At 68.7% G+C, this 26,313-nt stretch carries 27 protein-coding genes; 20 read left to right on the plus strand and 7 right to left on the minus strand.

Going from position 1 to position 26,313, the window contains the following annotated elements; genetic code table 11:
• Positions 1-48: 48 nt before the first annotated feature.
• From ahbB to ABJD39_RS09650, 7 genes are all read left to right on the plus strand, one after another.
• On the plus strand, positions 49-1,143 hold the full coding sequence (gene ahbB / locus ABJD39_RS09620; protein ID WP_348607665.1) for a siroheme decarboxylase subunit beta: 1,095 nt from the start codon (positions 49-51) through the stop codon (positions 1,141-1,143).
• 199 nt (positions 1,144-1,342) lie between these two features.
• A complete protein-coding gene (locus tag ABJD39_RS09625; RefSeq protein WP_348607668.1) occupies positions 1,343-1,981 on the plus strand; it encodes a precorrin-2 dehydrogenase/sirohydrochlorin ferrochelatase family protein in 639 nt (212 codons plus the stop codon).
• Positions 1,974-3,305 carry a glutamyl-tRNA reductase gene (gene hemA / locus ABJD39_RS09630; RefSeq protein WP_348607671.1) on the plus strand — a complete coding sequence of 444 codons (1,332 nt, stop codon included), beginning with the start codon at positions 1,974-1,976 and terminating at the stop codon, positions 3,303-3,305. Before ABJD39_RS09625 ends, hemA begins: the two co-directional genes overlap by 8 nt.
• Positions 3,306-3,404: 99 nt before the next feature.
• Complete coding sequence (locus tag ABJD39_RS09635; protein WP_348607674.1) at positions 3,405-4,325, plus strand: DUF7260 family protein; 921 nt, start codon at positions 3,405-3,407, stop codon at positions 4,323-4,325.
• A gap of 147 nt (positions 4,326-4,472) precedes the next feature.
• On the plus strand, positions 4,473-4,757 hold the full coding sequence (locus tag ABJD39_RS09640) for a 4a-hydroxytetrahydrobiopterin dehydratase (protein ID WP_348607677.1): 285 nt from the start codon (positions 4,473-4,475) through the stop codon (positions 4,755-4,757).
• A 12-nt stretch (positions 4,758-4,769) separates the two neighbouring features.
• Positions 4,770-5,201: an LWR-salt protein gene (gene lwrS, locus ABJD39_RS09645; RefSeq protein WP_348607679.1), complete on the plus strand. Its 432-nt coding sequence runs from the start codon at positions 4,770-4,772 to the stop codon at positions 5,199-5,201.
• A gap of 69 nt (positions 5,202-5,270) precedes the next feature.
• Positions 5,271-5,996 carry an HAD family hydrolase gene (locus ABJD39_RS09650; protein WP_348607682.1) on the plus strand — a complete coding sequence of 242 codons (726 nt, stop codon included), beginning with the start codon at positions 5,271-5,273 and terminating at the stop codon, positions 5,994-5,996.
• Between the two features lie 22 nt (positions 5,997-6,018).
• Here the strand turns inward: ABJD39_RS09650 and ABJD39_RS09655 are convergent, their stop codons facing one another.
• Positions 6,019-7,830, minus strand: a complete 1,812-nt coding sequence (locus tag ABJD39_RS09655) for a Rieske (2Fe-2S) protein (RefSeq protein ID WP_348607685.1) — start codon at positions 7,828-7,830, stop codon at positions 6,019-6,021.
• A gap of 216 nt (positions 7,831-8,046) precedes the next feature.
• Positions 8,047-9,114 carry a glutamine-hydrolyzing carbamoyl-phosphate synthase small subunit gene (gene carA, locus ABJD39_RS09660; RefSeq protein WP_348607688.1) on the minus strand — a complete coding sequence of 356 codons (1,068 nt, stop codon included), beginning with the start codon at positions 9,112-9,114 and terminating at the stop codon, positions 8,047-8,049.
• 97 nt (positions 9,115-9,211) lie between these two features.
• On the opposite strand from carA, the gene ABJD39_RS09665 reads away from it, so the two are divergent.
• Positions 9,212-9,625, plus strand: a complete 414-nt coding sequence (locus tag ABJD39_RS09665; protein ID WP_348607691.1) for an Lrp/AsnC family transcriptional regulator — start codon at positions 9,212-9,214, stop codon at positions 9,623-9,625.
• Between the two features lie 42 nt (positions 9,626-9,667).
• Here ABJD39_RS09665 and ABJD39_RS09670 read toward each other — a convergent pair whose 3' ends face one another.
• Positions 9,668-10,339: a PHP-associated domain-containing protein gene (locus ABJD39_RS09670; RefSeq protein WP_348607694.1), complete on the minus strand. Its 672-nt coding sequence runs from the start codon at positions 10,337-10,339 to the stop codon at positions 9,668-9,670.
• Positions 10,340-10,416: 77 nt separating this feature from the next.
• Between ABJD39_RS09670 and ABJD39_RS09675 the strand changes: the two genes are divergently transcribed.
• From ABJD39_RS09675 to ABJD39_RS09690, 4 genes are all read left to right on the plus strand, one after another.
• Positions 10,417-11,367, plus strand: a complete 951-nt coding sequence (locus tag ABJD39_RS09675) for a diacylglycerol/lipid kinase family protein (RefSeq protein ID WP_348607697.1) — start codon at positions 10,417-10,419, stop codon at positions 11,365-11,367.
• 102 nt (positions 11,368-11,469) lie between these two features.
• The gene (locus ABJD39_RS09680; RefSeq protein ID WP_348607700.1) at positions 11,470-12,063 is read left to right on the plus strand and encodes an NUDIX hydrolase; all 594 of its coding nucleotides are present in this window, start codon (positions 11,470-11,472) and stop codon (positions 12,061-12,063) included.
• Between the two features lie 10 nt (positions 12,064-12,073).
• Positions 12,074-12,538: a desampylase gene (locus ABJD39_RS09685; RefSeq protein ID WP_348607703.1), complete on the plus strand. Its 465-nt coding sequence runs from the start codon at positions 12,074-12,076 to the stop codon at positions 12,536-12,538.
• A 23-nt stretch (positions 12,539-12,561) separates the two neighbouring features.
• Positions 12,562-13,320, plus strand: coding sequence for an SDR family NAD(P)-dependent oxidoreductase (locus ABJD39_RS09690; protein WP_348607706.1), 759 nt, complete (start codon positions 12,562-12,564; stop codon positions 13,318-13,320).
• A 51-nt stretch (positions 13,321-13,371) separates the two neighbouring features.
• Here the strand turns inward: ABJD39_RS09690 and ABJD39_RS09695 are convergent, their stop codons facing one another.
• Positions 13,372-13,803, minus strand: coding sequence for a hypothetical protein (locus ABJD39_RS09695; RefSeq protein ID WP_348607709.1), 432 nt, complete (start codon positions 13,801-13,803; stop codon positions 13,372-13,374).
• A gap of 131 nt (positions 13,804-13,934) precedes the next feature.
• Here ABJD39_RS09695 and ABJD39_RS09700 point away from each other — a divergent pair, with 131 nt between their 5' ends.
• The 4 genes from ABJD39_RS09700 to ABJD39_RS09715 all read left to right on the plus strand — a co-directional run bounded on the left by ABJD39_RS09700 (position 13,935) and on the right by ABJD39_RS09715 (position 17,272).
• The gene (locus ABJD39_RS09700; RefSeq protein ID WP_348607712.1) at positions 13,935-14,312 is read left to right on the plus strand and encodes a translation initiation factor IF-5A; all 378 of its coding nucleotides are present in this window, start codon (positions 13,935-13,937) and stop codon (positions 14,310-14,312) included.
• 4 nt (positions 14,313-14,316) lie between these two features.
• A complete protein-coding gene (locus ABJD39_RS09705; protein WP_348607715.1) occupies positions 14,317-15,207 on the plus strand; it encodes an arginase family protein in 891 nt (296 codons plus the stop codon).
• A 96-nt stretch (positions 15,208-15,303) separates the two neighbouring features.
• Positions 15,304-16,071 (plus strand): Nif3-like dinuclear metal center hexameric protein, encoded by a 768-nt coding sequence (locus ABJD39_RS09710; RefSeq protein ID WP_348607718.1) that lies wholly within the window; start codon positions 15,304-15,306, stop codon positions 16,069-16,071.
• Between the two features lie 154 nt (positions 16,072-16,225).
• Complete coding sequence (locus ABJD39_RS09715; RefSeq protein ID WP_348607721.1) at positions 16,226-17,272, plus strand: deoxyhypusine synthase; 1,047 nt, start codon at positions 16,226-16,228, stop codon at positions 17,270-17,272.
• A gap of 232 nt (positions 17,273-17,504) precedes the next feature.
• Here the strand turns inward: ABJD39_RS09715 and ABJD39_RS09720 are convergent, their stop codons facing one another.
• Both ABJD39_RS09720 and ABJD39_RS09725 read right to left on the minus strand, forming a co-directional pair.
• Positions 17,505-18,758: a carboxylate--amine ligase gene (locus ABJD39_RS09720; protein WP_348607724.1), complete on the minus strand. Its 1,254-nt coding sequence runs from the start codon at positions 18,756-18,758 to the stop codon at positions 17,505-17,507.
• A 152-nt stretch (positions 18,759-18,910) separates the two neighbouring features.
• The gene (locus tag ABJD39_RS09725; protein ID WP_348607727.1) at positions 18,911-20,662 is read right to left on the minus strand and encodes a spermidine synthase; all 1,752 of its coding nucleotides are present in this window, start codon (positions 20,660-20,662) and stop codon (positions 18,911-18,913) included.
• Between the two features lie 704 nt (positions 20,663-21,366).
• Between ABJD39_RS09725 and ABJD39_RS09730 the strand changes: the two genes are divergently transcribed.
• The 3 genes from ABJD39_RS09730 (at position 21,367) to ABJD39_RS09740 (ending at position 23,751) form a co-directional block, all read left to right on the plus strand.
• Positions 21,367-22,332, plus strand: coding sequence for a CDP-glycerol glycerophosphotransferase family protein (locus tag ABJD39_RS09730; protein ID WP_348607730.1), 966 nt, complete (start codon positions 21,367-21,369; stop codon positions 22,330-22,332).
• Positions 22,320-23,009: an NTP transferase domain-containing protein gene (locus tag ABJD39_RS09735; protein ID WP_348607733.1), complete on the plus strand. Its 690-nt coding sequence runs from the start codon at positions 22,320-22,322 to the stop codon at positions 23,007-23,009. The genes ABJD39_RS09730 and ABJD39_RS09735 overlap by 13 nt, the downstream gene beginning before the upstream one ends.
• 79 nt (positions 23,010-23,088) lie before the next feature.
• Positions 23,089-23,751, plus strand: coding sequence for a glycerophosphodiester phosphodiesterase (locus tag ABJD39_RS09740; RefSeq protein WP_348607736.1), 663 nt, complete (start codon positions 23,089-23,091; stop codon positions 23,749-23,751).
• 280 nt (positions 23,752-24,031) lie between these two features.
• On the opposite strand, the gene ABJD39_RS09745 is transcribed toward ABJD39_RS09740, so the two are convergent.
• The gene (locus ABJD39_RS09745) at positions 24,032-24,892 is read right to left on the minus strand and encodes a lamin tail domain-containing protein (RefSeq protein WP_348607739.1); all 861 of its coding nucleotides are present in this window, start codon (positions 24,890-24,892) and stop codon (positions 24,032-24,034) included.
• 456 nt (positions 24,893-25,348) lie between these two features.
• Here ABJD39_RS09745 and ABJD39_RS09750 point away from each other — a divergent pair, with 456 nt between their 5' ends.
• Positions 25,349-26,272: a hypothetical protein gene (locus ABJD39_RS09750; protein ID WP_348607742.1), complete on the plus strand. Its 924-nt coding sequence runs from the start codon at positions 25,349-25,351 to the stop codon at positions 26,270-26,272.
• Positions 26,273-26,313 lie beyond the last annotated feature (41 nt).

The following is a 26,313-nucleotide window of genomic DNA, read 5'->3' on the forward strand; positions in this document are numbered from 1 at the left end:
GGGTCACACGAACGCGACGCTTATCCTCACGGCGTCCCGAGCGCGAGTATGGACCAAGTCGGGACGGACGCCGACCTCTCGACGCTCGAGCGCGCCGTCGTCAACGCCTTCCAGGGCGGCTTCCCGGTGACCGAACGCCCGTGGGAGCCGGCCGCGGCGGCGCTGTCCGAGCGGGGCGTCGACGTCGACGCCGACGAACTGCTCGCGACCGTCCGCGATCTGGACGAACGCGGCGTGCTCTCGCGGTTCGGCGCGCTCGTGAACGCCGAGGAGATCGGCGGCACCGCGACGCTCGTGGCGATGCACGCGCCCGAGGAGCGCTACGAGGAGGTTGCCGAGACGGTCAACGGCTTCCGCGAGGTGGCGCACAACTACGAACGCGAGCACCCCCACCTCAACATGTGGTTCGTCGTCAGTGTAGCCAGCGAGGACGAGGTCGAGCGCGTGCTCGCGGACATCGAGGACGCAACCGGGCAGGAGACGTACAACCTCCCGAAGCGGGAGGAGTTCCACGTCGGGGCGAAGTTCCTGCTCGACGGCCCCGTGAGCGATGGCGACCTCGACCTGTCACACCTCGGTCCCGAGGTCGATCCCTCCGAGAACCGCGGGATCACGGCCCGCGAGCGCGACCTCGTCGTCGAGGTACAGGGCGGCCTGCCGATCACCGAGACACCGTACGCGGACGTGGCCGAGGCGATCGACCAGCCCGTCGAGTGGGTGATCGAGACGATCAAGCGCTTCAACGAGGAGGGGAAGGTGCGCCGGGTCGGCGTCATCCCGAACCACTACGCGCTCGGCTACAGCGAGAACGGGATGACCGTCTGGGACGTGCCCGACGAGCTGCTCTCGGAGGTCGGCCCCGCCGTCGCGTCGCTGGGGTTCGTCACCCACTGCTATCACCGGCCGCGCCACGAGGGCGTGTGGCCGTACAACTTCTTCGCGATGACCCACGGCCGCGACGAGGCCGAGTCCCAGCGCCGGATCGAGCAGGTGCGCGAAGTGATGACCGACTTCTGGGACGTGGACGACGACGAGTGGGACTCGCTGTTCTCCACGCGGATCCTGAAGAAGACAGGCATCCGGCTGGACGAGCGCGCCGACGCACAGGTGCGAAGCGAGGACGCCGAGCCCACGGACGCGTGATCGCGATCGAAACGCGGTCGCCGTCCATCGGGACGTGGTCAGGGCCCACCGAAACGCGGTCGCGCTCCACCCCGGGGGGACAACGAGCGCGGCCGCCGGCTCGCCCCGAACAGGTTCGCCCGCGGTCCACGGATCGCGATCCGGAGAGCGACCTTTATGTAGTTCGGGCGAAATCGCCGGACAATGCGGAGGCAGACCCGTGATCCCGCTGCTGCACGACTTCGAGGGGGAGACCGTGCTCGTCGTCGGCGGCGGGCCGGTGGGCGCGCGCAAGGCCCGCACGTTCGCGCGGGAGGCGCGCACCGTCGTCGTCAGCCCCGCGTTCGCCGATCGCGACTTCGGCGACGCGGAGCTGGTACGCGCGGCGCCGGCGCCCGAGGGCGTGACCGACTGGGTCGAGCGCCTCGCTCCGGCGCTGGTCGTCGCGGCGACGAACGACGACGCGGTGAACGAGGCGGCCGAGCGTGCAGCCCGCGAGACGGGGGCGCTCGTGAATCGGGCGGATCGGGCGGGCGGGCGCGACGCCGGCAGCGTCGTCGTCCCGGCGACGGTCCGCGACGGGTCGGTCGTCGCGGCCGTCGCGACCGGCGGCGCGGCGCCCGCGCTCTCGAAGGAGCTGCGGCGGCGGCTCGAATCGGAGATCGAGGGGGCTGGACCGATGGCCGACCTACTCGCGGCGATCAGAGCCGACCTGAAGGCGGCCGATGTCCCGCCGACCGACCGCCGGGAGGCGGTTCGAGCGGTAGTCGGGTCGTCGGACGTTTGGAAGGCTTTACAAGAGGGACTCTCCAACGCCCGGCAGGAAGCGGACCGAGTCATGGAGGCGACCAATGATTGACACCGGCGTCATCGCGGGCGTGAGCGTGAGCCACACGAACGCGTCCGTCGAGGAGATCGAGTCCGCCCAAACCGTGGACGCGACGACGCTCGTGTCGGATCTGCTCGCGCGCGAGGGGGTCGAGGAGGCGTTCGTCATCCAGACGTGCAACCGGGCGGAGGCGTACGTCGCGGCGAACGACGCCGCCGTCGCGCGGGCGGCGGTGGAGGCGCTCTCTCCCGATGTTCGTGAGGGCGTCATCGGTCACCTCGACCACGAAGCCAGCCTGCGACACCTCATGCGCGTCTCGGCGGGGCTGGAGTCGCTCGTGCTCGGCGAGGACCAGATCCTCGGCCAACTGCGCGACGCTGCCGAGGCTGCCCGCCGGGCCGGCGGACTGTCGGGCGGCGTGCTCGACGACGCGCTCTCGAAGGCTCGGCAGGTCGGCAAGCGGGCCCGCGCCGAGACGGCGATCAACGAGGGATCGCTGTCGCTCGGGTCGGCGGCCGTCGAGCTCGCCGCCCGGGAGATCGACCTCGCCGACGCCTCGGCGCTGGTCGTCGGCGCCGGCGAGATGGGCCTGCTCTCGGCGCGGGCACTGGACGCCTCGCCGGTCTCTCGGATCGTCGTCGCAAACCGGACGCTCCGGACCGCCGAGCACGTCGCGTCCGACCTCGACACCGACTCGACGGCGATCGAACTCGACGACCTGTCCGGGGCGGCCGCGCGCGCGGACGTCGTCATCGCGGCGACCGGCGCGGACGACCCGACCGTCCGGGAGGAGACGCTCGCCGACGCGGGCGAGACGCTGTGTATCGACCTCGGACAGCCCCGCGACGTCGTCCCGGACGCCGGGGACGAGCGCGTCGCCGTCCGCGACATCGACGACCTCGAGACCGTCACCGACGAGGCGCGCGAACGGCGCGCCGCCGCGGCGACGGCCGTCGAGGAGATGATCGACGCGGAGTTCGATCGGCTCCTCGAGGAGTTCAAGCGAAAGCGCGCCGACGACGCCGTCTCCGCGATGTACGAGTCGGCCGAGCGGACGAAACAGCGCGAACTGCGCGAGGCGATGGGGAAGCTGGAGACCCACGGCGAGCTGACCGACGACCAGCGCGAGATCGTCGCCGGCCTCGCGGATGCTCTCGTCGGACAGCTCCTCGCGGCGCCGACGAAGAGTCTCCGCGAGGCGGCCGCCGAGGACGACTGGGCGACCATCCACACGGCGATGCAGCTGTTCGACCCCGAGTTCGACGGACCGCCGTCGACGCCCGGCGGCGCGCGATCGCCCGACGGCGGCGTGGACGCTCCCGACGGCGTGCTCGAACAGCTCTCCGAGGACTGAGCCGCGGTCGTTCAGTTTCCGACCGACGTTCGAGAGAATATTTCGTTCCTGTGTCCCCTAGGGGAAACTGTGATGTGCGATGCCGTCACACGTGGATGTATGCAAGGAGCGAGCCACGGTGTCGGTCGACTCTCGACCGAACCGGTCGAACTGGGGGTCGAGTCGGTCTGCCGGGCCACGGCGTGCGGACATCCGGACGTCGCCGTCGGGCTCGCCGTCTTGGGGATGACGGCCGTGCTCGTCTTCGTCGCGGGGGCGGTGCTCACGCGGCTCGACGGCGCACGCGAGGCGCTCGCGCGGGAGGCGACTCGCACGCGCGCCGAGCGGGACGCGTTCGAGCGGTTCCGGCGCCGCGTCGCGAACCTGGAGTCAAGCGAACGCGGGCGTCCAATGCCGACCGGCGGAGGAACCAACGTCCTGACGGTGCCGGCCAGCGGGGCCGCCGTCGGCGGCGACGGGTTGGCTAACGCCCGTCGAGCCTACCGCGAGACTATCATGGCGACGGCCCACTACGAGGAGGAGTACGACGAGACGCTCGCGACGAACGTCGCCGAGGAGTTCTCCGCGCCGGTCGCGAGCGCGCTCGTCGAGGAGGGCGGGACGCTGACCCCGTCGCTACGGACGACGCTCGCGAGCGGCGCCCGGCGGGCGAGCGAGGAGCGCACGGATCTGCTCTCGAAGCTGGAGACCGAGCGGTCCTCGATCGAGGCGGCCGAGTCGACGCTCGCGCCCGCGGTCGATGCGGGCGAGGGCGTCGTCGACCTCGAGCTGTCGCGCGCAACCTACACCGATCTGGTCGCGGAGTACGAGCGCCTGGAGTGGCACGAGGGACGTGTGGAGTCGCTGTTGTCCGATCGGCAGACTCGAATCCACGACGAGGAGGGCGACCGCCGCCACTGGTTCGACTACCTCTACCGTTCGTTATCGTCACCGTATCCGGTGCTGTCTGCGGGTGCGGGAACGCTCTCGTTGATCGACGACGCGAAGTCCGCGCTGGCGTCGGCCGCGTGTAAACGCTGACGCATCCCGGACGCGTCTCGACCCGCTCTGCCCGACCGCTTCTGTCCGACCGCTTCTGTCCGACCGCTTCCGTCCGAGCGTCCGTACCGTTCTCACGGGACGAACCTCCGAGGTACGCTTTTGCCCCGGGCGACCCTCCGTGTACACGTGAGCGACGTACTCGAGGCCGACGAGATCGCGGCGGAACTGCCCGACGGCTGGCACCACGACGCCGACGCCGACGAGATCGCCCGCACCTTCGAGTTCGACTCGTACCTCGGAGGTGTCGGCTTCGCGGCCGGCGCGGGCGGCCTCGCGGAGGAGGCGGTTCACCACCCGTCGATGACGGTCGAGTGGCGCGAGGTCGAGGTCCGGCTCACCACCCACGACGCCGGCGGCGTCACCGGGAAGGACATAGACTTGGCAGAGCGACTGAACCAACTCGTGGAGTGACGGGGGGACGCGATGGACGCGTCGTACGTGTTCCGCGTTCGGTTCACCCTCTCGCCGCGGCGCGCGCGGATCGACCCGGACGCCTTCGAGACGGTGCTTCGGATCCCCGCGCCGCGGCCGGGCGAGGAGGGGTGGCTGCTGTTTCGCGACGCGCTGTGGCGCGGCGAGGCGAACGACGACGAGCACGTCCGCGCGCTGTGTGCCGACCGCCTTCCGGAGGGCATCGAGGTGCTGTCGGCGACGTTCTCGGAGTTCGAGACCGACGAGGCGTACCTCGAGACGCTCCGCGACGCCGTCGGCGACGACCTCGCGGCGTTCCGCGCCGACTCGGTCCGCGAGGCGCTGCACAAGTACTTCGGCTCGTCGATTCGGGTGGACTCGCGGGGAGACAGGGGGAGCGGAGAGCCGACCGACGAGTCGGCGGATTCCGCGGAACGCGGGTAAGCAGTGACAAACCCGGCCGTTAGGGTGCGAAGATATAACAGCGGGAACGACCTACTCCTGGTTCCTCCGATGGTCCCCAACACGTACGACTTCTGGCTGTTCGACCTCGACGGCACGCTCGTCGACGCGGAGTGGTCGTACACCCGCGAGGTGTTCGACCGGGTCGGATCCCGCATCGGCTACGAGTTCTCCGACCGGCAATCGGAAGTGCTGTGGCACGGGTTCGCCGGCGCGCGCGACCCGCTGCTTCGCGAGTGGGGGCTCGACCCGAGCGAGTTCTGGCCGGCGTTCCACGCCGTCGAGGACCCCCAAGCGCGGGCCGAGGCCTCGTACCTCCACGACGACGCCGCGCGGCTGCTCGACGACCTCCACGAGCAGGACGTTCCGGTGGGGCTCGTCACCCACTGCGCGGAGTTTCTCGCGCGACCGGTCACCGACCGGCTCGATCTGACCGCCCGCTTCGACACGTTCCTCTCGTGTTCGGACGAGACGGGGTGGAAGCCCGCTCCCGACCCGCTTCACATCGCGATGGACGACATCGGCGTCGACCCGACGAGCCAGCGGGGCGTCTACCTCGGAGACGGCGACAGCGACGTGGGCGCCGCCTGGAACGCGGGCCTCGACGCCGTCCACGTCGAGCGCCACGGGCACGAGGAGCGGGGGCGCTGCGTCCGGGCGGATCACCGCGTATGGAGCTTCGACGACCTCCCGCGGGCCGGCACCGCCGACGCCGTGTGGAGATCGGGGGCCGCTCGCGCGGACGGATCCGGCTTCGACGGCGACGTGACCGACTGATCGGGCACATCGCTGGACGTGGTCAGTCGCCCGCGCTCGCCCCGGAACTCGAGTTCTCCGCGTTCTCCGTGTTCGCGTTCTCCGCGGCGTCGACCCGTTCGCCGCGCAACAGACGCGCGGCGATGGAGAACGTCTGCTCGCGCGAGCGGCGCGTCGGATAGTGGGCGGCCATGTAGCGCGCGGCGGCGACGAGGCAGTCGCGGCGGTCGTCCGGGTCGTTCCGGGCATCGAACTGCCGACACGCCGCCTCGTACGCCTGAAACGTGTGGAAGTTCGTGTCCTCGACCAGCAGCGCGTTCCCCAGTTCCGCCTTCAGCCGGTCGGGGTCGCCGCCGGCCGCGAGGTAGTCCGCGACGGCGTCGCCCGCCTGCTGTACCTTCCCCTGCTGCTCGAACGCCATTCGGAGCGACTCCACCGCGGCATCCGGATCCGCCTCGGTGTCGCCCGTCGCCGCCGGAGCCGGCGGCGTGTTGAGGAACCGGTCGAGGTAGACGTTCACGGCGGCGTCGAACACGCCGCGATACAGCGCGGTCGACTCCGTCCGCTCGGCCGCGCGGTGAACCGCGTTCGCGAAGGTGAACGTGTGGTGGACCGTGTTCCAGTCGTTGAACTCGTTGCTCGTGGCGAACAGCGCGACGCGCTTGGCGGCCGCAAACGACACCGCGCTCGCGAGCTGTTCGACGGTCGCGCCGTTTCTGATCGCCCCTTCCAGCGCGTCGAACACCGCCTCGGGGTCGGCTGCGTGCAGGCGCTCGGTGAAGTCGTCGGGTTCGCTCCACGTCCTCCCCTCGCCGGCGTCGATGAGGTCGTCGAGGCGGTCGAACGTGTCCTCGCACATCGCCGCGAGGTCGTCCGGCTGCCGCCACGACGAGGTCTCCTCGGCGCGGTCCGCGGTCGCGAGTCCGCGCACGAGCGAGGAGAGCACCTCGGCGGTGAGTTCCTCGTCGTCCCACCCGACGAGATCGAGCGCCTCGGTCGCCTTGTTCACGTAGTCGAAGGTGTGACCCGTGTTCAGGTACCGGTGGTCCGTCGCCGCGGTGACGAGCAACTCGGTCAGCGTCTCGCGGCCGTAGCCGGCGGCGACGGCGGTGCGCAGCACGCGCTCGGCGCCATCGGCGTCGCGGACCTCGACGTTCTCGCGAAACCACGACAGCAGGCGTTCGAAGGGCACGTCCGTGGCGGCGAACGCCTCCTGGTCGAACTTCGGCGCCTCCCCGTCGCAGTCGCCGGCGACCTCCGTGAGGCCCTGGTACAGCGCCCGTTTTCGGTCCTGCTCATCGAGATCCGGAAGGCGGTTCGCCAGCGCCGTGAGGATCGTGAGCCCGGAACTCCAGCCGTCGGCGCGGTTGCGGACGCCGAAGGTGACGCCACGTTCGACCACCTCCTCCGGGTCGACACCGGCGTCCAGCAGCGCGACCGCCGACTTCGCGAGTACGAGCCGGAGGTTCTGCTCGAGACCGTCGTCGAGGCGCTCGCGCCAGTGGACCCCCGGCGGCTCTGCGCGTCGGGGCTTCGGCGAAACGTACACCGTCTCCTCCCGGATCTCGGTCGGGTACGTGTCCACGTCGTCGGCCCACGGATCGAACGTGTCGCCGCAGGAGAGTTCGAACCGGGCGTGGTGCCAGTGACAGGTGAGCACGCCCTCTTCGACGCTGCCCTCCGTCAGCGGAAAGCCCATATGCGGACAGCGGTTGTTCACCGCCCGAACCTCGCCCTCGTGGTAGAACACCGCGATCGGCGTCCCGTCGACGGCGGTCAGCGCGCGACCCTCCTCGCGGAGATCCGCGAGGTCGACCGCCTCGGCGAAGCCGTCTGCCGTGTCATCGACTGCCATGTGTCAGTGGACGGCACGAACCACGAAGAAGCTTCTCGGAACGTCGTTTCTGTAAGAACACTGGGGATTTCTGGAGGTGCGCTCGACCTCGCGTTTTTCGTGGGCGGCTCGCCCGCAAGCTCGCCGTTCACGAGACCTCCGGTCTCGTGAGCGCACAAATCGCGAAACGATTTGTGAACGCCGTTCGTCCGAGACCTTCCTTCGGTCGGTCTCGCGTCAGTCGGCGGTGGCCGGGGTCCGCGACCCGTTCTCCGCCATCTCCAGTACGTCGTCGAAGAAGCTCAGCGAGTCGTGCGGGCCGGGGTTCGCCTCGGGGTGGTACTGCCGGGTGACGACGGCGCACTCGTTGCTTTTGAGTCCCTCGGCGGTATCGTCGTTGACGTTCACCTGCGTCACCTGCAGGTCGCCGGGATCGGCGACCGAGTACCCGTGGTTCTGCGTCGTCATGACGACCTGCCCCGTCTCCAAGTCGCGCACGGGCTGGTTGATGCCGTGGTGTCCGAACGCCATCTTCTCGGTGTCGCCGCCGAACGCGCGGGCGACGATCTGCTGGCCGAGACAGATGCCCGCCAGCGGGATCTCGCCGGAGAGTTCCTCGACGAGCGCCTGCGCCGACTCGAAGTTCGCGGGGTCGCCCGGACCGTTCGAGATGAACAGCACGTCCGGGTCCAGATCCGTGACCGTCTCGGCGTCCACATCGTACGGCAGCACGTGCACGTCCGCGCCGCGCTCGGCCAGCGAGGAGGAGATGGAGCCCTTCATGCCGCAGTCGACGAGCGCCACGTCGTACTCGCCGCCGCCCTCGACGGTGTACGGCTCGTCCGTCGACACCTGCTTGCCGATGTCGAGATGGTCGGACATCTCGACGCACTGCGCCAGCTCTTCTTTGGCTGCCTCGGGAGTCGCGTCCGGCCCGGCGGCGATACCGCAGGCCATCGCCCCCTCCTCGCGCACGCTCGTGACGATGTCGCGGGTGTCGAGGTGGTCGACCGCGGGCACGCCCTCCGACTCGAGCCACTCGGCCACGTCGTCGGTGAACTCGCGGGCGATCGCGGCGTTCGGGTGGACGCGGTCTGACTCGAATCGCTCGTCTCGGACGCCATAGTTGCCGATCAATGGGTAGGAGAACGTCAGGACCTGCTCCTCGTAGGAGGGATCCGTGAGCGACTCCTCGTACCCGGTGTACGCGGTCGTGAAGACCAGTTCACCACGTGTCCGGCCCGGCGCGCGGGCGCGTGCCTCGAAGACACGGCCGTCGGCCAGGGCGACGTAGGCGTCCGCCATTACGAGATACACATCGTCGGCCGGAATATAAGTGCGTCGTTCGAAGTATCGTTACGAAATTCGTAATCTCTTTGCCGGACCTCGGGAAAGGGCGTGCATGGACGACCTGGACCGGCGCATCCTGAATCTCCTTCGACGGGACGCCCGGACGCCGTACACCGAGATCGCCGAGGAGGTCGGCACCAGCGAGGGGACGGTGCGCAACCGCGTCGACCGGATGACCAGCGACGGCGTGATCGAGCGGTTCACCGTCACCACGCGCACGGGGAACGTGAAAGCGATGGTGGAGATCTCCGTCGACATGAACGTCAACACGAGCGCCGTCTCCGAGCGGCTCGCCGACTGGGAGGAGGTGGACTTCGTCTGGCAGGTGTCCGGACAGGAGGACATCGTGCTCATCGTCGACTGCGTCGACACCCGCGCGGTCAACGAGCTCATCTCGCGCGCTCGCAAGCTGGACGAGATCGAGGGGACGAAGACGCGGCTCATTCTGGACGAACGGCTCGGCTGACGCGGGTCCCCCGCGAGTCGTCCCCGTCCCGTGCCCGTCGCCTCACCGATCGCGACCGGTCCCCCGCCGTCGGGCGTGGATAGCGGTGTACGCGCGGTCGACGACGCGCTGGAGGCCGTCGAATCGGAGCGCCGGTTCCGTCCGACCCGCGCGGATCGCGTCCGCGACCGCCCGCGGAGTCGGCTCGTCGCCGTCGACCTCGACGACCGTGTACGCCCGCCCGACCTCGATCGGGTAGTGCGCGTCGCTCCCGCCGACCAGCGGGAGGCCGAGTCGGTCGGCGAGCCGGCGGGTTCGCGCCTCGTGCTCGGGGTTCTTCCCGTTGATCTCCACGGCGTCGAAGTCGGCACCGCTCCTGCGGGCCGTGCTCCCGCGGAACGGGTGCGCGAGGATCGCCGCACAGTCTCGCTCGTGTGCGAGCGCGACGGCCTCCGCGGGGGTGTGCTCCCCGGGCGTCGTCCGCGCCGGCGGGTTCGGCCCGACGATCAGCACGTGTCCCCGCGTCGTCGACACCTCGATCCCCGGCACCGTCGGGAACGTCGTCTCCGCGGAGTAGGCGTAGTCGTGGTTCGTCACGGCGAGCGCGTCGAGGCCGCGTCGACGGGCCATCGCCGTCTGGAGGCGCAGCCCCACCGGGTCGTAGGCGGTCGGGCGGCCGACGCGGCCGTGGAAGAAGCGGGTGTGGCTGTGGAGGTCGACGGCGAACCGGGTCACGGCGGCGATGCTCGCCCCGAGGGCTTCGGTGTTGCGGGTGCCGGCAGAACTTTGTCCGCGCCGTCGACAGCACAGCCATGCGCGTCCTCGTCAGGAACCCCAACAGCGGCGACGGAAAGCGAAGCGCCCGCGCCGCCGATCTCGCCCGCGACCGCGGGTTCGACGTTCGCGACTCGACGAGGGCCGGCGAGACGTACGATCTCGCCCGCGAGGCCGCCGCGGAGGGTGCCGACCTCGTGGCGGCCTGCGGCGGGGACGGCACGCTCAACGAGGTGGTCCACGGCGTCGACGACGCCGACCGCTTAGCCGACACCGAACTCGGTGTGGTCCCCGCCGGCACCGGCAACGACTTCGCCGACAACGTCGGGATCCGCGGGGTCGACCACGCCTTCGAGGTGCTGGAATCGGGCGAGCGGCGTCGGATCGACCTGGGGAGCGTCGACCTCCCGGCGGACCCGGAGATCGACCACGATGACCCGCTCCCGCCGCGACCGTTCCTCAACTCCTGTGTCGGCGGGCTGACCGCCGAGTCGAGCGCGCGGACGAAGCCGGCGTCCAAGCGGCGGCTCGGCGTGCTCGCGTACGTCCTCACGACGATGGCGCACACGCGGAGTTTCGAGGGGATGAAACTGCAGGTCCGTGTGGGGTCCGAGCGCGACCCGACGTGGGAGGGGACGGCCGCGATGCTGCTCGTCGGCAACGGCCGACGATTCCCGGGGGAGCAGCGCCGGCAGGCGAACATGGAGGACGGCAAGCTCAACGTCGTCGTGGTCGAGGACGCGCCCGCGCTCGATTATCTCGCCCGCGGTGCCGCCGACCAGTTCCTGCGGCGCGGCGCGTCCCACCTCACGCGGGTGAAGGCGTCGTCGCTCGTCGTCGACGCCGCCAGGCCGAGACAGTTCTCGCTCGACGGCGAACTCGTGGAACGCCGCCACGTCGAGTTCGGCTGTCGCCCCCGAGCCATGCGGTTCGCCGTCGGCGAGGCGTACGACACCCACCCGGAGGAGAACCCGCCGGACGTTTCCTGACCCGTCGAGGCACCCGTCAGGTCGCGCGGACGCAACCCGCCCACTCCCGCCGCGTCGCGGTCGACCGAAGCGGTCATGGTCCACCCTGACGCAGAACGCGCTATGAGCACAGAGGACGCCGGCGCGAGCGACGCCGCGGCGACCGCGAGCGAGGAGCCGGAACACGAGAACGCCTTCCAGGACGTGATCGCCGTCGACAGCGACGACAACCCGCAGGGCACGGTGAACCGACTGGACGCCCACACCGGCGACGGTATCCGCCACCGCGCGTTCACCTGCCTCGTCTTCGATTCGAACGGTCGGCTCCTACTGGGCCAGCGCGCGCCCGACAAGCGCCTGTGGGGCACCTTCTGGGACGGCACGGTCGCCTCCCACCCCGTCGAGGGCCAGACGCAGAAGGAAGCCACCCGCCAGCGCCTGGAGGAGGAGCTCGGCATCGCCCCGGACCAGTACGACGACGTGACGCTCACCGACCGTTTCGAGTACAAGCGCTACTTCGAGAACGCGGGGCTGGAGTGGGAGGTGTGTGCCGTCCTGAAGGTCACGCTGGAGGACGACGCGCTCGCCCCCGACGAGGACGAGATCGCGGGCCTGCTGTGGGTCGACTACGAGCACCTCCACGAGCATCCCGAGTGGTACCGCCAACTGCGCCTGTGCCCGTGGTTCGAGATCGCCATGCGGCGCGACCTCGAGTAGGTCTCCGACCGTGCCCGCCGATCGCCTCCTGCTGCCGGCGGCCGTCCGCGACGCGCTCCATGAACGCCGGGCGGCGGGCGCGCCCGCGGAGGTATGCGGCGTGCTCGTCGGCGACGTTGGCGACGCGGACGGCGCGGCCAACGCGGACAGCGGGGGCGACGGCGTCGCCGAAACGGACGCGACAGATCGCGTCGCCGAGGCGGTCCCCGTCCCCAACGTCGCCGACGATCCCGAGCGCCGCTACGAACTGGACCCCGCGGAGACCGTCGCCGCTATCGAGGACGCCGAAACTCGCGGGCGCGACGTGATCGGGTTCTACCACAGTCACCCGCGTGGTCCGGCTGCGCCCTCCGACACCGACCGCGAGCGCGCGACGTGGACGGGCTCCGTCTACGCGATCGTCGCGCCGGAGGAGGTCGTCGCGTACCGCTGGACCGGCGAGTCGTTCCAACCGCTCCGGGTCGAAACGCGGTAATGTCCTGACCGTCAACTGCGGGTATGACCGACAGCGACGCCGACGCGGGCGGCGCGGGCACGCCCGCTCGCGACGGCGACTCCCCCACCGAGCCGGATCTCTACGACGACCTCTCGGGACAGGCCGCGCTCGTCACGGGCGCCAACCGCGGCATCGGCGCCGAGATCGCGAGCAACCTCGCCGAGTTGGGGGCGACCGTCTACGCGGGCGTCCGCAGCGTCACCTACGACCTCCCGGACGAGTACGAGCGGGTCACGCTCGACGTGAGTCAGGAGGGCGACATCCAGGACGCGCTCAACCGGATCGGCGAGTCGGAGGACGGCCTCGACGTCCTCGTCAACAACGCCGGAGTCGGCCACTTCGGCGCGGCGCTGCACGAGGAGCGGAGCCACCACGTCGACCACTCGATCTCGGTGAACCTCCGCGGACCGATGTTGCTGTGCAAGTACGCGATCCCGCCGATGCTGAACACGGAGACGCCCCGGATCGTCAACGTCTCCTCGGGGATGGGTGCGCTCGGCGAGGAACAGTCCGGCGGGTCGCCCGCCTACCGCGTGACGAAGACGGGGCTCAATGGACTCACGACGTACCTCAACGGCGAGTACGCCGACGAGGGACTGATCGCCAACTCCGTGTGCCCGGGATGGGTCCACACCGAGATGGGCGGCGAGGACGCGCCGCGAACGCCCGCCGAGGGCGCCGAGACGCCGACGTGGCTCGCGCGGTTCCGCGACGGTCCGGGCGGGCGCTTCTGGCGCGACCGCGAGGTTATCGACTGGTGACCGCAGGGCATCGACTGGTGATCTCGGGTTCGTCGCCGGCGGCGCCGCGCCTCACAGCGGGAGGAGGTCGCGGAACTCTCTGATCTCCTCGTCCATAACGCCGTAGGCGGTGACGCGGCGACCGTTGTGCGAGAAGACGGCGTACCGGGGGCTGCGAACGCCGACGATCCGCTCGGTCGGGATCGAGACGTAGTCGTAGCCGTCGGTGCCGGCCTGATCGAAGCCGACGACCCACGGCCAGCCTTCGATGACGAACGCTGCCGAGAGCACCACCGGCTCGCCGTCCTCGTAGTACACCTTCGCGACCGGGGTCTCGTCGGCGACGGGGGCGTCGGCGTTCGTCATGCCTGCCTCGCCGACCGTCGCCGGGGCCGCCTTGTCGTCGTTCTCGTCCTCCTCGGATCGGGTGTCCCCGTCGTGGGCCGGTGTCTCGTCGTAGGTCAGTGTCTCGTTGTGGGTCGGTGTCTCCGGGTCGTCAGTCATGATCTCCCGTTCGTCGTGACGGGTGATAATCACGTAGTGAGCCGTGTTCGCTCGTCACAACGGCGGACCCGATCTCGGCCGGCTCCGGCGCTATCAAACCGTTTATACCGCCCGGACGGGAATCGCGTGGTATGCCGAGAGAGCAGAAGCAGGTCCGCGAACTGCAAGAGGGGAGCTACGTGATGATGGAGGACTCCCCCTGCAAGATCAACGCCTACAGCACCGCAAAGCCCGGAAAGCACGGCAGCGCGAAGGCTCGAATCGAGGGCAAGGGCGTGTTCGATGACAGGAAACGCTCGCTCTCCCAGCCCGTCGACGCGAAGGTCTGGGTGCCGATCATCCAGCGAAAGCAGGGCCAAGTCGTCTCTATCTCCGGTAACGACGCCCAGGTCATGGATCTGGACACCTACGAGACGTTCACGATGCGCATCCCCGAAGACGAGGACTTCACGCCGGACCAGAACATCGAGTACCTCGAGTACGAGGGACAGCGGAAAGTCGTCGGATAGTTCCATGCGATTCCCCGGGGCGAACGCCGATCGCGACGAGGCGGCGTACGTCCTGACGGGCGCCCCGCTCGACGCGACGACGACGTTCCAGCCGGGGACCCGCTTCGGACCCGATCGGGTCCGAAAGTTCGCTTCGACCTACGACGACTACGACCGACGAACCGACTCGTTCTTTTCCGATCTCCGCGTCCACGACGCGGGCGACGTGCCCGCGTGGGACGCACTCGACGCCTACCTCGATCACCTGAGCGCCGAGCTGCGCGCGGCGGTCATCGACGACGCCGTCCCCCTCCTCCTGGGCGGCGAGCATACCGTCACCTGGGCGGGCGTGCGCGCGACCGACCCCGACGTGCTCGTCACGGTCGACGCGCACCTCGACCTCCGCGACGCATACGACGGCAACCCCCTGAACCACGCCTGCGTCGTCCGTCGATGCCTCGACGGCCACCCGGATGACGGCGCGGATGGCGCGGACAGCGCGGACGCCGGCGACACCGACGACACCGACGACTCCCCGACGGTCGACGAGGTCGTGGTCCTCGGCGCGCGCACCGGCTCCCGCGAGGAGTGGGAGCGCGCGGACGCGCCCGACGTGACGGCCGTCGCGCCCGAGGACGTGGCCGAGTGGACCCGCGCGTTCGACGGCTTCGGCGGCCGCGACGCGTACCTCTCGGTCGATATCGACGGCGCCGACCCCGGATTCGCGCCCGGAACCGGGACGATGGAGCCGTTCGGGCTCTCCCCGCGGGAGATGCGCGACGCCGTCCGCGCGGTCGCGCCCCACTGCGTCGCCGTCGACGCGGTGGAGGTGAACGACCGCGACGACGGCCAGGCGGCGGCGCTGGCCGGGAAACTGCTGCGGGAAGCGGTGTACTCCCACGCCGACGCGAACTGAGTCTCTCCGCTGTTCGGGACGGTCCACACTCGACCCGCGCCCGATCCGCGCCGCCGACGCGGTGGCTACAAACGCCCGCCGGTCGAAGTCCCCTCCATGCAGCGATCCGCGTTCGTCGACCGACTCGACGAGGAGCTGGACACCGACGCGTACGCCGACCTCGACGCCTCCCCCAACGGCCTGCAGGTCGGATCCCGCGAGGGCGAGACCGAGACCGTCGCGTTCGCGGTCGACGCGGTCGAGGCGACCGCCGAGGCCGCCGTCGATCTGGGCGCCGACGTGCTCGTCACCCACCACGGGATGATCTGGGGCGGCCTCGACCGCGTGACGGGTCGCGAGCACGCCCGGATCGAGCCGCTCGTCGCGAACGACGTGGCGCTGTACGTCTCACATCTCCCGCTCGACGGCCACCAAGAGTTGGGCAATGCCGCCGGCGTCGCGGACGTCCTCGGCCTCGTCGACCGCGAGCCGTTCGGCGAGATAGGCCCGGAGTACGTCGGCCAGCGCGGCGTCGCGCCCGACGGCTACACGGCCGAAGAACTCGCTGCGACGCTGGAGGCGGCGCTGGACCACGGCGGCGAGGGGGTGCAGGTACTCGACTTCGGCCCAGCCGAGATCGAGGACGTGGGGATCGTCACCGGCAGCGGGAGCGACTGGCTGCGCGAGGCCGAGGAGCTGGGACTCGACGCCCTCGTCACCGGCGAGGGGAAGGGGAAGGCGTACCACGAGGCGCGCGAGGCCGGCGTCTCGGTGTTCCTCGCGGGCCACTACGGGACCGAGACGTTCGGCGCGCGCGCGCTGCAGTCGCTCGCGGACGAGTGGGGGCTGGAGACGCACTACATCGACCACCCGACGGGGCTGTAACCGACGGCGACACCGGCGGCTGTGGCGACGAGGACACCGGCGGCGACGACGACGGCAGCGACGCCCCTGACGACGGCAACGGATCGGCCGATCACGGCACGGCCGTCGTTCGCGAACCACTCGCTTCAAGCGTCCCCCGGACGCACGCCCGACAATGAGCGACGAGGACACCGGCGACGACGGCGGAGAGTGGAAACCGCCCGAGCGCGAGACGTTCGACCACGACCCGCTGGGACACGCGCGGGTCCGCGGCGGCATGACCGTCGGCGAGTTGGTCGAACAGTACGGCCACGCCGGCATCGGCGCCGAGTCGGTTCACGGGGCCGCTGACGTGCTCTCGGTGATGTGGGCCGACGACGACTGTACCGTCTTCGTCTCGCTCGCGGGCGCGATGGTCCCCACCGGGATGCGTCGCATCGTCGCCGATCTCATCCGCGACGGCTACGTCGACGCGCTCGTGACGACGGGGGCGAACCTCACTCACGACGCGATCGAGGCCATCGGTGGAAAGCACCACCACGGCGCGGAACGCCAGGAGGGCAAAAGTCTCCGCGAGCACGACGAGCAGCTCCGTGACGAGGAAGTCGACCGCATCTACAACGTCTACCTCCCGCAGGAGCACTTCGCGGAGTTCGAGGGACACCTCCGCGAGGAAGTCTTCCCGCCGCTGGCCGAGCGCGAGGGCGCCGTCTCGATCGCCGAGTTGACCGCCGAGTTGGGCCGCGCGAACGCCGCGGTGAACGAGCGTGAGGACATCGCCGAGGGCCCCGGGGTCGCCGCCGCCGCGTACGAACACGACATACCGATCTACTGTCCCGCAGTCCAGGATTCGGTGCTCGGGCTGCAGGCGTGGATGTACAGCCAGACCTCCGACCTGACGCTCGACGCGCTGGCGGACATGACGCCGCTGACGGACCTGGCGTTCGAGGCCGACACCGCGGGCTGCCTGCTGATCGGCGGCGGGGTCCCGAAGAACTTCACGCTCCAGACGATGCTCGTGACGCCGCGCGCATACGACTACGCCGTACAGATCACGATGGACCCGGAGGCGACCGGCGGGCTCTCCGGGGCGACGCTGGAGGAGGCACGCTCGTGGGGCAAACTGGAGAAGGACGCGCGAAACGCGTCCGTCTACGGGGACGCGACGGTCTTCCTGCCGCTGCTCGTCGCGGCGGCGCGCGAGCGGGTCGAGGCGGAGTAGGACGGGTACCCGCTACCCGTCGATCTGTTCCTCGCGTACGTGTCGTTCGAGTTCCGCTGCGGAGTCGAATCCCCTGCCACAGTCGTGACAGAAGACGCGGTCGGAGCCGGTGAGACTCATGTGTATCGGTCGCATACCCCGGACGCTCTTGAAGGCGACGGCTCCCGACAACGGTTGCCACGTCACGTTCGCTCAGTGACACCGTCCGAGCGTCGTGTTCGCCCGAGATCGTTCAAGCGTGCCGCGGCGCGGGGTTGTCGGCGTCTCGGGGCCACGGTAGCCGGTCGCCGACACCGTCAGGGAGCGTCCTGCAGAGGCCGGCGAAGAACGGGCCGGGATCGTCGAGTGTGAGGTAATCGAACCGAGGTTCGCGGACGATCGAGGAACCGATATCCCAGATCGTGCCGGGGATCGAGGGACGCTCGACGTGGGGCGATTCCTCGGTGATGACGCTCCGGAGGTAGCCGAGTTCGCCGTAGAGCATGTGCGTCCCGACGCCCACCCGATACCGGTCGTCGATCTCGTCCGTCCGTCCGGTCGCGGCCAGCCAGTAGTACCAGGGGAAGTCGGCGCCCGCGTGGACCGTCGAGGGGAGCGACTGCCACATCCGCGGGTTGATCTCGGTCAGGACGTACTCGCCGGTCGTGGCGTCGCGCATGTACTCGATGCACGCGAGTCCGTGCCAGTCGAGTTCGTCCAGCAGTGCCCGGCCGACACGCTCCAGTTCCGGATCGGCGATCGACCGTCGATAGACGCCGCCGCCGCCGGTGTAGGAGTTGCCCCGGATCTGTCGGTGTTGGAAGGTCGCGAGCGGCTCGCCGTGGTCGTACAGCCCGGTGAACATGAACTCGCCGTCGGTGCGGACGAACTCCTGGACGATGGGGTCGTGGCACATCTCCTCGCGGATGGCCTCCACGTCGGGCGTCTCGCCGCGGCCGACGTGGTGGATCCCCTTCACGACGTTCACGTCGTCCGGCCCCATGTCGTCGAGGTACGCGTCCGTGAGAACGTTGTAGCGGGACTTGATCAGCAGTTCCGGGGTCCAGTCGTCGACATCGGAGAGGCGCCGGGTCTCCGGCACCGGCACCCCGGCGGCCTCCGCGGCCGCCGCGAGTTGGAGGCGGTCGAACACTCGCTCCAGTTGGGGCATCGACGGGACGACGAGCGAGACGTGCTCGGCGAACGATTCCTCGTATCGCGACAACAGGTAGGCGTCCTCCGGACGAACCGGGACGATCGTCCGCACGTCATCGCGTTCCGCCAGCGCCACGAGCGCGTCCCGATAGCTCGACAATCCCTGCCGTGGCGGCGGCAGCGTGACCGACTCGTCGCAGTATCGCGACGCGGCCGCCGGAACGTTCGACTTCTCTGAGGCGACGACCGCGCCGATCCCCTTCTGCGCGAGCGACCTGACACACGTGCACGTCACCCCGTCGTGCCCCGTCGGGATCAACACGCGGTCGCGTTCTTGGTTCGCAGTGTCCATTCGTTCGCCACGTTGGGCCGTGTCCACGATTAGTATATGCCGTCGATCCACGAGTAATGTGAGAATAACCGACTGATCGCCCGTCTCCCGGTTGACGCGCCGGCCTGGGATTCGGCGTCGACTACGGTACCTGCTGTCGGCTTCGGCTCCGACTACGGCATCGACGACGGTGCGGTCGCCCGACCGGGGTCGACCGCGCGCTCGCCGGGGCCGCGGGGCGTCGCCACAGCTTCCGCCTCCGGTTGGGGACGGACGCTCACGTCCCGGAGGATCGGCGGGTCGGTCCGCCGTTCGCGTTCCTGCTCGCGGTCGTCCGTCGGCTCGTTCGTGCCCGACCCGTTGGCACTCGACTCGTTTTCGGCCGATTCCTGAACGACGTAGCGCTGTCCGACCATCGGATCCAGCAGGCTGTCGACGGGGGCCCGGTCGTCACGCAGGACCGGAACGTCGTCCGTCCGGGGCGCCGCGGCGTACGTCCGGATCTCCGCGTCGAGGTCGATTCCGATGTCGCGTCGCTCGTTGCGCGCGAGCAACTGCGCCTCCGAGATCCGGGTGTCGTTCTTCGTGGCGATCAGTTCGATGTTCTGGACCACGCCGCCCCCGGCGGTCGGGAAGCTGTATACCTGCGGGAACACCCGCGACATGGTTCGGTACTCCGCGCGATAGAACTGCGAGGCCGGGCCGTTGGCGGCCGAGATGACGTTCGCGAAGACGATCCCGTCCTCGTCGAGCCGGTCGCTCGCAAGCGACATGAACTCCCGCGTGGTCAGCTCGAACGGCACCTTGTCCTTCTGGTAGGCGTCGAGGACGATCAGGTCGTACGTGTGGTTCGTCTCCCGGAGGAACTGTCGGCCGCCCTCGTTGTGGATGTTCAGCCGCTCGGACTCCTCGACGCGGAAGTACTCCTTCGCCGTCGCGATCACCGCCGGGTCGATCTCGGCGACGTCGACGGTCACGTCGTCGTACTCGTGGACGAACCGCTTCGGGCCGGTGAACCCGCCGCCGCCGATGAACAGCACCCGATCGATCTCGTCGGGGTCGTCCGCGTAGAGGTACGGGAGGTGGAAGTAGCGTGTGTACTCGAACACGTGCCGGTTCGGCTCGTCCAGGTCCATCGCGCTGTGGCGCTGGCCGCCGAGATAGAGGGTCCGGGTATCGCCGAGATCGACGACCCGGAGGCTCTGGTACGGCGTCTGCGTCTCGTGGACGACCTCGCCTTCGACGGTGTAGCCGGCGGCGCCGGTCGCGGCCGACGCGACGAGCAGCAGCGCGACGAAGCCGGTGACGGTCGCGCGCTCGCGGTCGATCGGCCGACTGATCGCGACCGCGGTCGCGATCGAGATGACCCCGAACGTCAACGCGATCTGGTCGATCCCGAGCGACGGGATCAGGAGGTAGGTTGTCGCGAACGCCCCGACGATGCTGCCGACGGTGCCGAGCATGTACACGTGGCCCGACGCCTCACCGAGCCCCTCCTTCGTGGACAGTTCGGCGGCATACGGGCTAACGTAGCCGAGGAGGTACGTCGGCGGTCCGAACAACAGCGTCACCGCCGGCAGCGACGCGACCCGGCTCGGGAGCGGGAACCCCGACGTGGCACGCAAGAGCACGTCGCCGACGAGGATCAGTCCCGCGACGTAGGCGGCCGTCAGCAGGAACACTCGGGCCATCCGGCCGTTCGTCGCGCGCTCGGCGGCCTGCTTGCCGCCGCGGTGGTAGCCGTAGCTGAGCGCCGCGAGGAACACGCCGATGATGGTGCCCCAGGTGTAGATGCTGCTGCCGAACTGCGGGGCGATCATCCGCCCGGCGAGGATCTCCAAGCCCATGCTCGCGACCCCGGAGACGAACACGGCGATCTCCGGCCTGCTCAGTCGGAGGGCATCGAAGCTGCGGGTCGTACCCATTATCGGTGCCACGGGTCGGAGGGGGATAACTGTTCGACGGGCGCGGCGTCGCCAAGGGTCCGGCCTGTCGTCCGGCAGGAGAAACGCACTTGCGTCGCGGCGGGGTAGGTGTGGATGGCCGATGACGAGGCGACCGCTCCGAGCCCGGGTGGCACCGGCGCGATGGGGAGCCCTATGAGTGCCGAGGCCAGCTTTCTATCCACACATCTCCGAGGGGAAATCGGCATACGTAGATTGATTCCGCCTACTACCTGGTGAGAGTGGACAGCCGTAACTTGCGATCGAATAGAGTACGCTCTGAGTGCCGAGGCCAGCCGCCCAGCCAGAGACCGGCGGCGTCGTGTCGCCGACGGCGCGCTCCAGCGGGTCCGGAACGCAGCCCTCGCAGGCCACCGGCGTGGTTCGCGTTCCGCCGGCCCGGTTCTCGGCTGCGGCCGAGCGATCCAATGCTTGCGACTGAATAGGCCAGAATCCAGAAATGGAAGCTTAGGCGGCATTATACTTCTATTTCTCCAGTTATAATCCACTTACTGAAAAGTAATATCTCCTTTCACGCGTAAAGATTAAAAATCTTGGGCTCATATCTATCGTGGCTTATCGCTTCGAGAGCCACGGACGGTCGAACCCACAACAAGCATCCGGAGTGCGACCTCGTCACCCTCACACAAATGGTAACAATTCTATACACGTTCGACAGGCGTTTCATGTGGAAGACGTTCGAGGCGGTCGACCGACACGTCACGGTCACGGCCGCGGCGCTACCCCTGCGGCCGGAGGCCGCGAACTACCAGTCGTCGATTCCGGAACTGGAGGCGTCCATCGAGAGCGTCGCCGACCTCGACGCGGCCGTCTTCGAGGCCGACCCGGATGTCGTCGTCCAGAACCACCGGTTCGAGGCGGCGGCGCTGGGCGAGCGTCCCGCGTTTCACGACGAGTATCCGGTCGTCCACCTCAGACACGGGGCGTCCGTCGGCCGGGGCGAGATCGACAACACGACGCGTGATCTCGGCGATGTCGTCGACCTCGCGCTTGCCCCGGGCGAGCGGTGGGCCGCCCGCTACCGCGAGGCGTTTCCCGAGAGCGTCGACATCGCCGTCGTCGGGATCCCCGAGGCCGACGACCTCGTCGAGACCGACCCACCCGGCGAACGGTGCGTGCTCTACGCGCCGACGAACCACAACTACGGCGGCGGGTGCTACCTCGAGACGGCCGAGGCTGTCCTCGATACGTTCGCCGACACCGACTACCGACTCCTGTTCAGGCCGCACCCGATGGACCGAATCGAAGAACCCGGCGCGTCGGTCACCGAGCGGTGTCGGGAGCGCATCGCGGACCTCCGCAACGTCGTCTTCGACGAGGCGGACACGCCCCGCGAGAGCATGCTCGCGGCCGACCTGCTGGTCTCCGACTACTCGGGTATCGTCACCGAGTGGCTCCACACGGGGCGGCCGCTCGTCCAGTTGACCGCGGTGGCGAGCGGCAGCGACGTGCCCGAACTGGGCTACGTCACCGACGAGCTCACCCTCGACGTGATCGACCGGCTCTACGAGGACGGCTACCCACCGACCATCGAACGCCGCGTCGACGAGCAACTCGCCGCGCTCGGGATTCCGATGGACGGCCACGCCGGCGAGCGCGCCGCCCGGGAGGTGGTCGGATGCACGCAGTGATCCTGGCCGCTGGCGAGGGATCCCGGATGGGACGCCACACGGACGACGTCCCGAAGGCGTTCATGCAACTCGGCGACGAGACGCTGTACGAGCACCAGCGGGACGTCCTTGCAGATCACGTCGACGAGGTGACGGTCGTCCTCGGCTACGCCGCAGAGAACGTGATCGGGGAGATCGCGTCGGCGCGAACGGTCGTCCTGGAGGACTGGGCCGACTACGAGAACGCCGAGTCGCTCCGGCGGGGGACCGCGGCCGTCGACGACGACGTACTCGTGTTGAACGGCGACGTGATCGTCGCGGAGTCGATCGTTGAACACCTCGTCGACAGGCACGCCGCGTCACCCGGTCGCAGCGTCGTCGCCGCCATCCCCGGCAAGCAGGAGGGATCGACGGCGATCCGCTGTGACGACCGCGGCATCGTCACCGACTACGGGATGATCCGCGGTCATCGTCATGCTGGCATGGGAATCGTCGACCGCTCGCACCTGACGGCTGCGCGGGCATACCTCGCCGCCAACCGACGCGAGTGGTACCCCGGCATCTACACCGTCGTCGAGACGGAGATGATGCGGATCTCGGCCGGCCGACACGTCGAGATCAACTCCCCTAGCGACAAGGTCGCGGCGCGGGATAAGCTCCCGTTAGACCCCGCCGACGGGGTCGACCTCCAGACCTGAACGGCGGGTAACTTCTCGCGCGGACCGTCCTACCGCCGAGACGAAGGAGTTAATCAGACGCTTCGCTTGGACAGTGATAATGGAGATTATCGGGCATCGCGGGTGTGCCGATCAGTATCCTGAGAATACCGTCACCGCAGTAAAGCGCTCCGCGGAGTACGTCGACGCTATCGAGGTCGACGTCCGGCGATGTGCGTCCGGCGAACTCGTCGTCTTCCACGACGAGACCGTCGACCGCCTGACCGAGGGGAGCGGTCGCATCGATGACCTCACCTGGGCGGAGCTCTCGTCGCTCGAAGTCCTCGACTCCGGAGAGACGGTGCCGCTGCTCTCGTCGGTGCTGTCGGTCTTCCCCGACGGCGTCCGCGCCCAGATCGAACTCAAGGACTGCGGGTTGGCGGCCGACCTCCGCGAGGTCGTCACCGGAGCCAATCCCGACGTCTCGGTCTCGTCGTTCCGTCCGGCGGCAATCGAGGAGGTCAACGAACTGGACTGGGACGTGCGGACCGGTTACCTCTTCGAAGACGATGCGGAGGGGAACCTGAACAGGGCAGTCGGCCTCGGATGTGATACCCTGCACCCCCACTACGACCTCTGTCTCCGGACCGACGTCGTCGACGCCGCCCACGCCGAGGGGATGGAGGTCGTCGCGTGGAAGGCCGCCCGCACGAGCGACGAGGTCGCGGCGCTCCGAGCCGCTGGAGTCGACGGCGTCACCGCCGACCGCTGGGACATCGCGTAGGGCGTGCGGGTCGGGGCGGAACCGGACGCGGCCGACGAGCCGACCCCGCTGCGACCGATCCGCTACGTCCGGTCTCGCCCCTCAACTCGAGGCTCGCTATATTCAGGCTCTCCTGACGAAGAGGGGTAGTGGAGTACATACGGACATGAGTTACGGATTAAACGCCGTCTATAGACGCGCTAAACGCATTCACTCTGAATAGAGTGCGGGTCGTGAGTGCCGAGGCCAGTGTCCCATCCGATACCCGCGAGGGAACGTGTACGATCCCGAGACGCTCAAGTCACTTCAGGTGCGGCTCCCGGAGCACTTCTCGCCCGTCCGCAGTCCTGACGGTGATCGTGTCACCGTCGTCGTCCCAGACCGCGCTCGTGGCGCCCCAGTAGACCTCGGTATCGGCGTCGGACCCGCGGCCGCTGTGCACCGTGACGTTCTGGCCGGCGTCGAGGGTGAACCCGTTCGGGAAGACGAACCGCTTGCCGTCCTCGTTTTCGACGACCCAGCCCGAGAGGTTCAGCGTCTCGTCGCCCGTGTTCCGAAACGTCACGTACTCGTCCTCGACGTCGTCCGCGAGGCCGCGCCCCTCGTGAATCTTGTCGAGGACGAGCGCACCTGTCTCGACGCCGTGCGACGACTCGGACATCGCGGTGTCCCGTTCAGCCGCGTCGTCCGCTTCCCCGTCCGAGGTCGGTGTTTCGCTCCGCGTCGCCGCCTCGTCGCTACGGGCGGCTGTCTCGCTGTCGACCCGTGTGACGCCGGTCCCCTCCGTCCCTGGGGGAGTCGACTGACGTTCGCCCTCGTCCTCTCGCGTGTGTGCCTCGGGGGAGTCGGGGGACCCCTCTCTGCCGTCCCCTTCTCCGGTGATCTCGTCTCTGTCCACGAACTCGTAGGCCGGCTGGCCCTCTCCCCTGGTCGCCGTCTCTCGGTACCGGAGCGCCAACGATTCGGCCTCGAAGCGATCGAAGAACCGATCCCAGGACAGCCGTTCGCCGCGGTCGTCGTCAGGGTTCGAGAGCAGCCGCAGGTCGGTCCCGCCCGTCCCTTCGGCGAGTACGGGCTCCGTCTCGTGCCCCTCGGCCCACTCTCGGATCCGTTCGCGGTCGGTCGTCACCTGCCACGCAGCGCGGTCGGAGTTATCGGACATGGCATCGTCTCTTGGGAGGTACCAGTTAACTAATCACACCGTTTCGCGAGCTGTCCGATGATAGCACGCGATTACTCGGACGAGCAGCGAACGGGACTGTCGCGGACTCAGCAGATAGCGTTGCTGCGCACATTCACTATGGATAGTTTGTGAGTCGTAAGTGCCGAGGCCTGCGGTCTATCCGGATCGTTTCGTGAAGAGACGAGCAACCGGCGGCGAATCGCGGCCGTCGTTCTCACGGTATCCGAATCCTACCGTCTCTAGCAGCCGAATAGTGATTAGCACACGCCGACGTAATCGACCAATCAGGTTGACAGTATTATTTTCGATCAAGTCACAGAGACAGCCGAGACAGGAGCTGATTCCGACTCTTCCGGGACCGGCCCTCGGAACCCGATCTCCTGGGTGGTTCGGTGGGTGTTCCTGTCCGGGGATCGACGAGTGCTCACACTTGTCATGGGGATTGTCATTCTGTCGACGCTTCTGGTCGGCGGAACCGTCTGGGAGTTTGAGATGGAACGACTCGTTACCGAAACGCGAGCGGTCCAGACCCTGTTCAACACGCTGCTGGGGGGGATCATCCTCTTCGTCTCGGTCGTCCTCTCGATCAATACTGCGGCCCTCGCCCAGGAGTTCGCTCCCCTCCAGGTCAAACTGGCCAGCATCGAGGATTCCATCGAGTTCCAGATCGAACTGGAGGAACTCGTGGAGGACGGCATCAGTCCGGCCGGGCTACAGCCGTTTCTCCAGTACGTTATCGATGCGATCCAGTCCGAAACGGGATCGCTCCGGACCACCGATGGCTCGACGACCGACGAGCGAGCGCGGGCGGACCTGCTTGCCTTCGTCGACGATATCGACTCACGACTGTCCCAGATCGAGCGGCGAATCCAGCAACGCGACCCTCGAGTGTCGATCCTCCTCTTGAGTACGCTCGATTACCCCTACGCCCGCCACATCAACGTGGCCCGCCGCCTGAAAGCCACTCACGGGGACGCGCTCACCGAATCGGATCACGATTCGCTCGCGACACTCCTCCGGGTACTCACGATCCTCGCGTCCGGTCGAGAGTACTTCACGACGCTGTATTTCAAGCGGGAACTCCGGAACCTCTCGAGTGCCCTCCTCGTTCTCTCGCTCCCGGTCATCGTCTTCACGTCGTACGTTCTGCTGGCGATGGACGCCGGCCTCTTCCCGCAAACGACGCTCCCGGGAGTCCGACCGCGACTCCTCTATGTCAACCTCGCGTTCGTCATCACGCTTTCCCCGTACGTCCTTCTCAGTTCGTACATGCTTCGCATGCTTACCGTCTCGAAACACTCGCTCGAATCGACGGTGTTCACCCTCGAGGCGGATGTCGGACTGGAGTCCGACCGGTAGTACACCGGCGTCTTGCCAACGAACGGAACGACACGGATCAC

It is taken from the genome of Halobaculum rarum (genome assembly GCF_040025155.1).
In the GTDB taxonomy this organism is placed as follows: domain Archaea; phylum Halobacteriota; class Halobacteria; order Halobacteriales; family Haloferacaceae; genus Halobaculum; species Halobaculum rarum.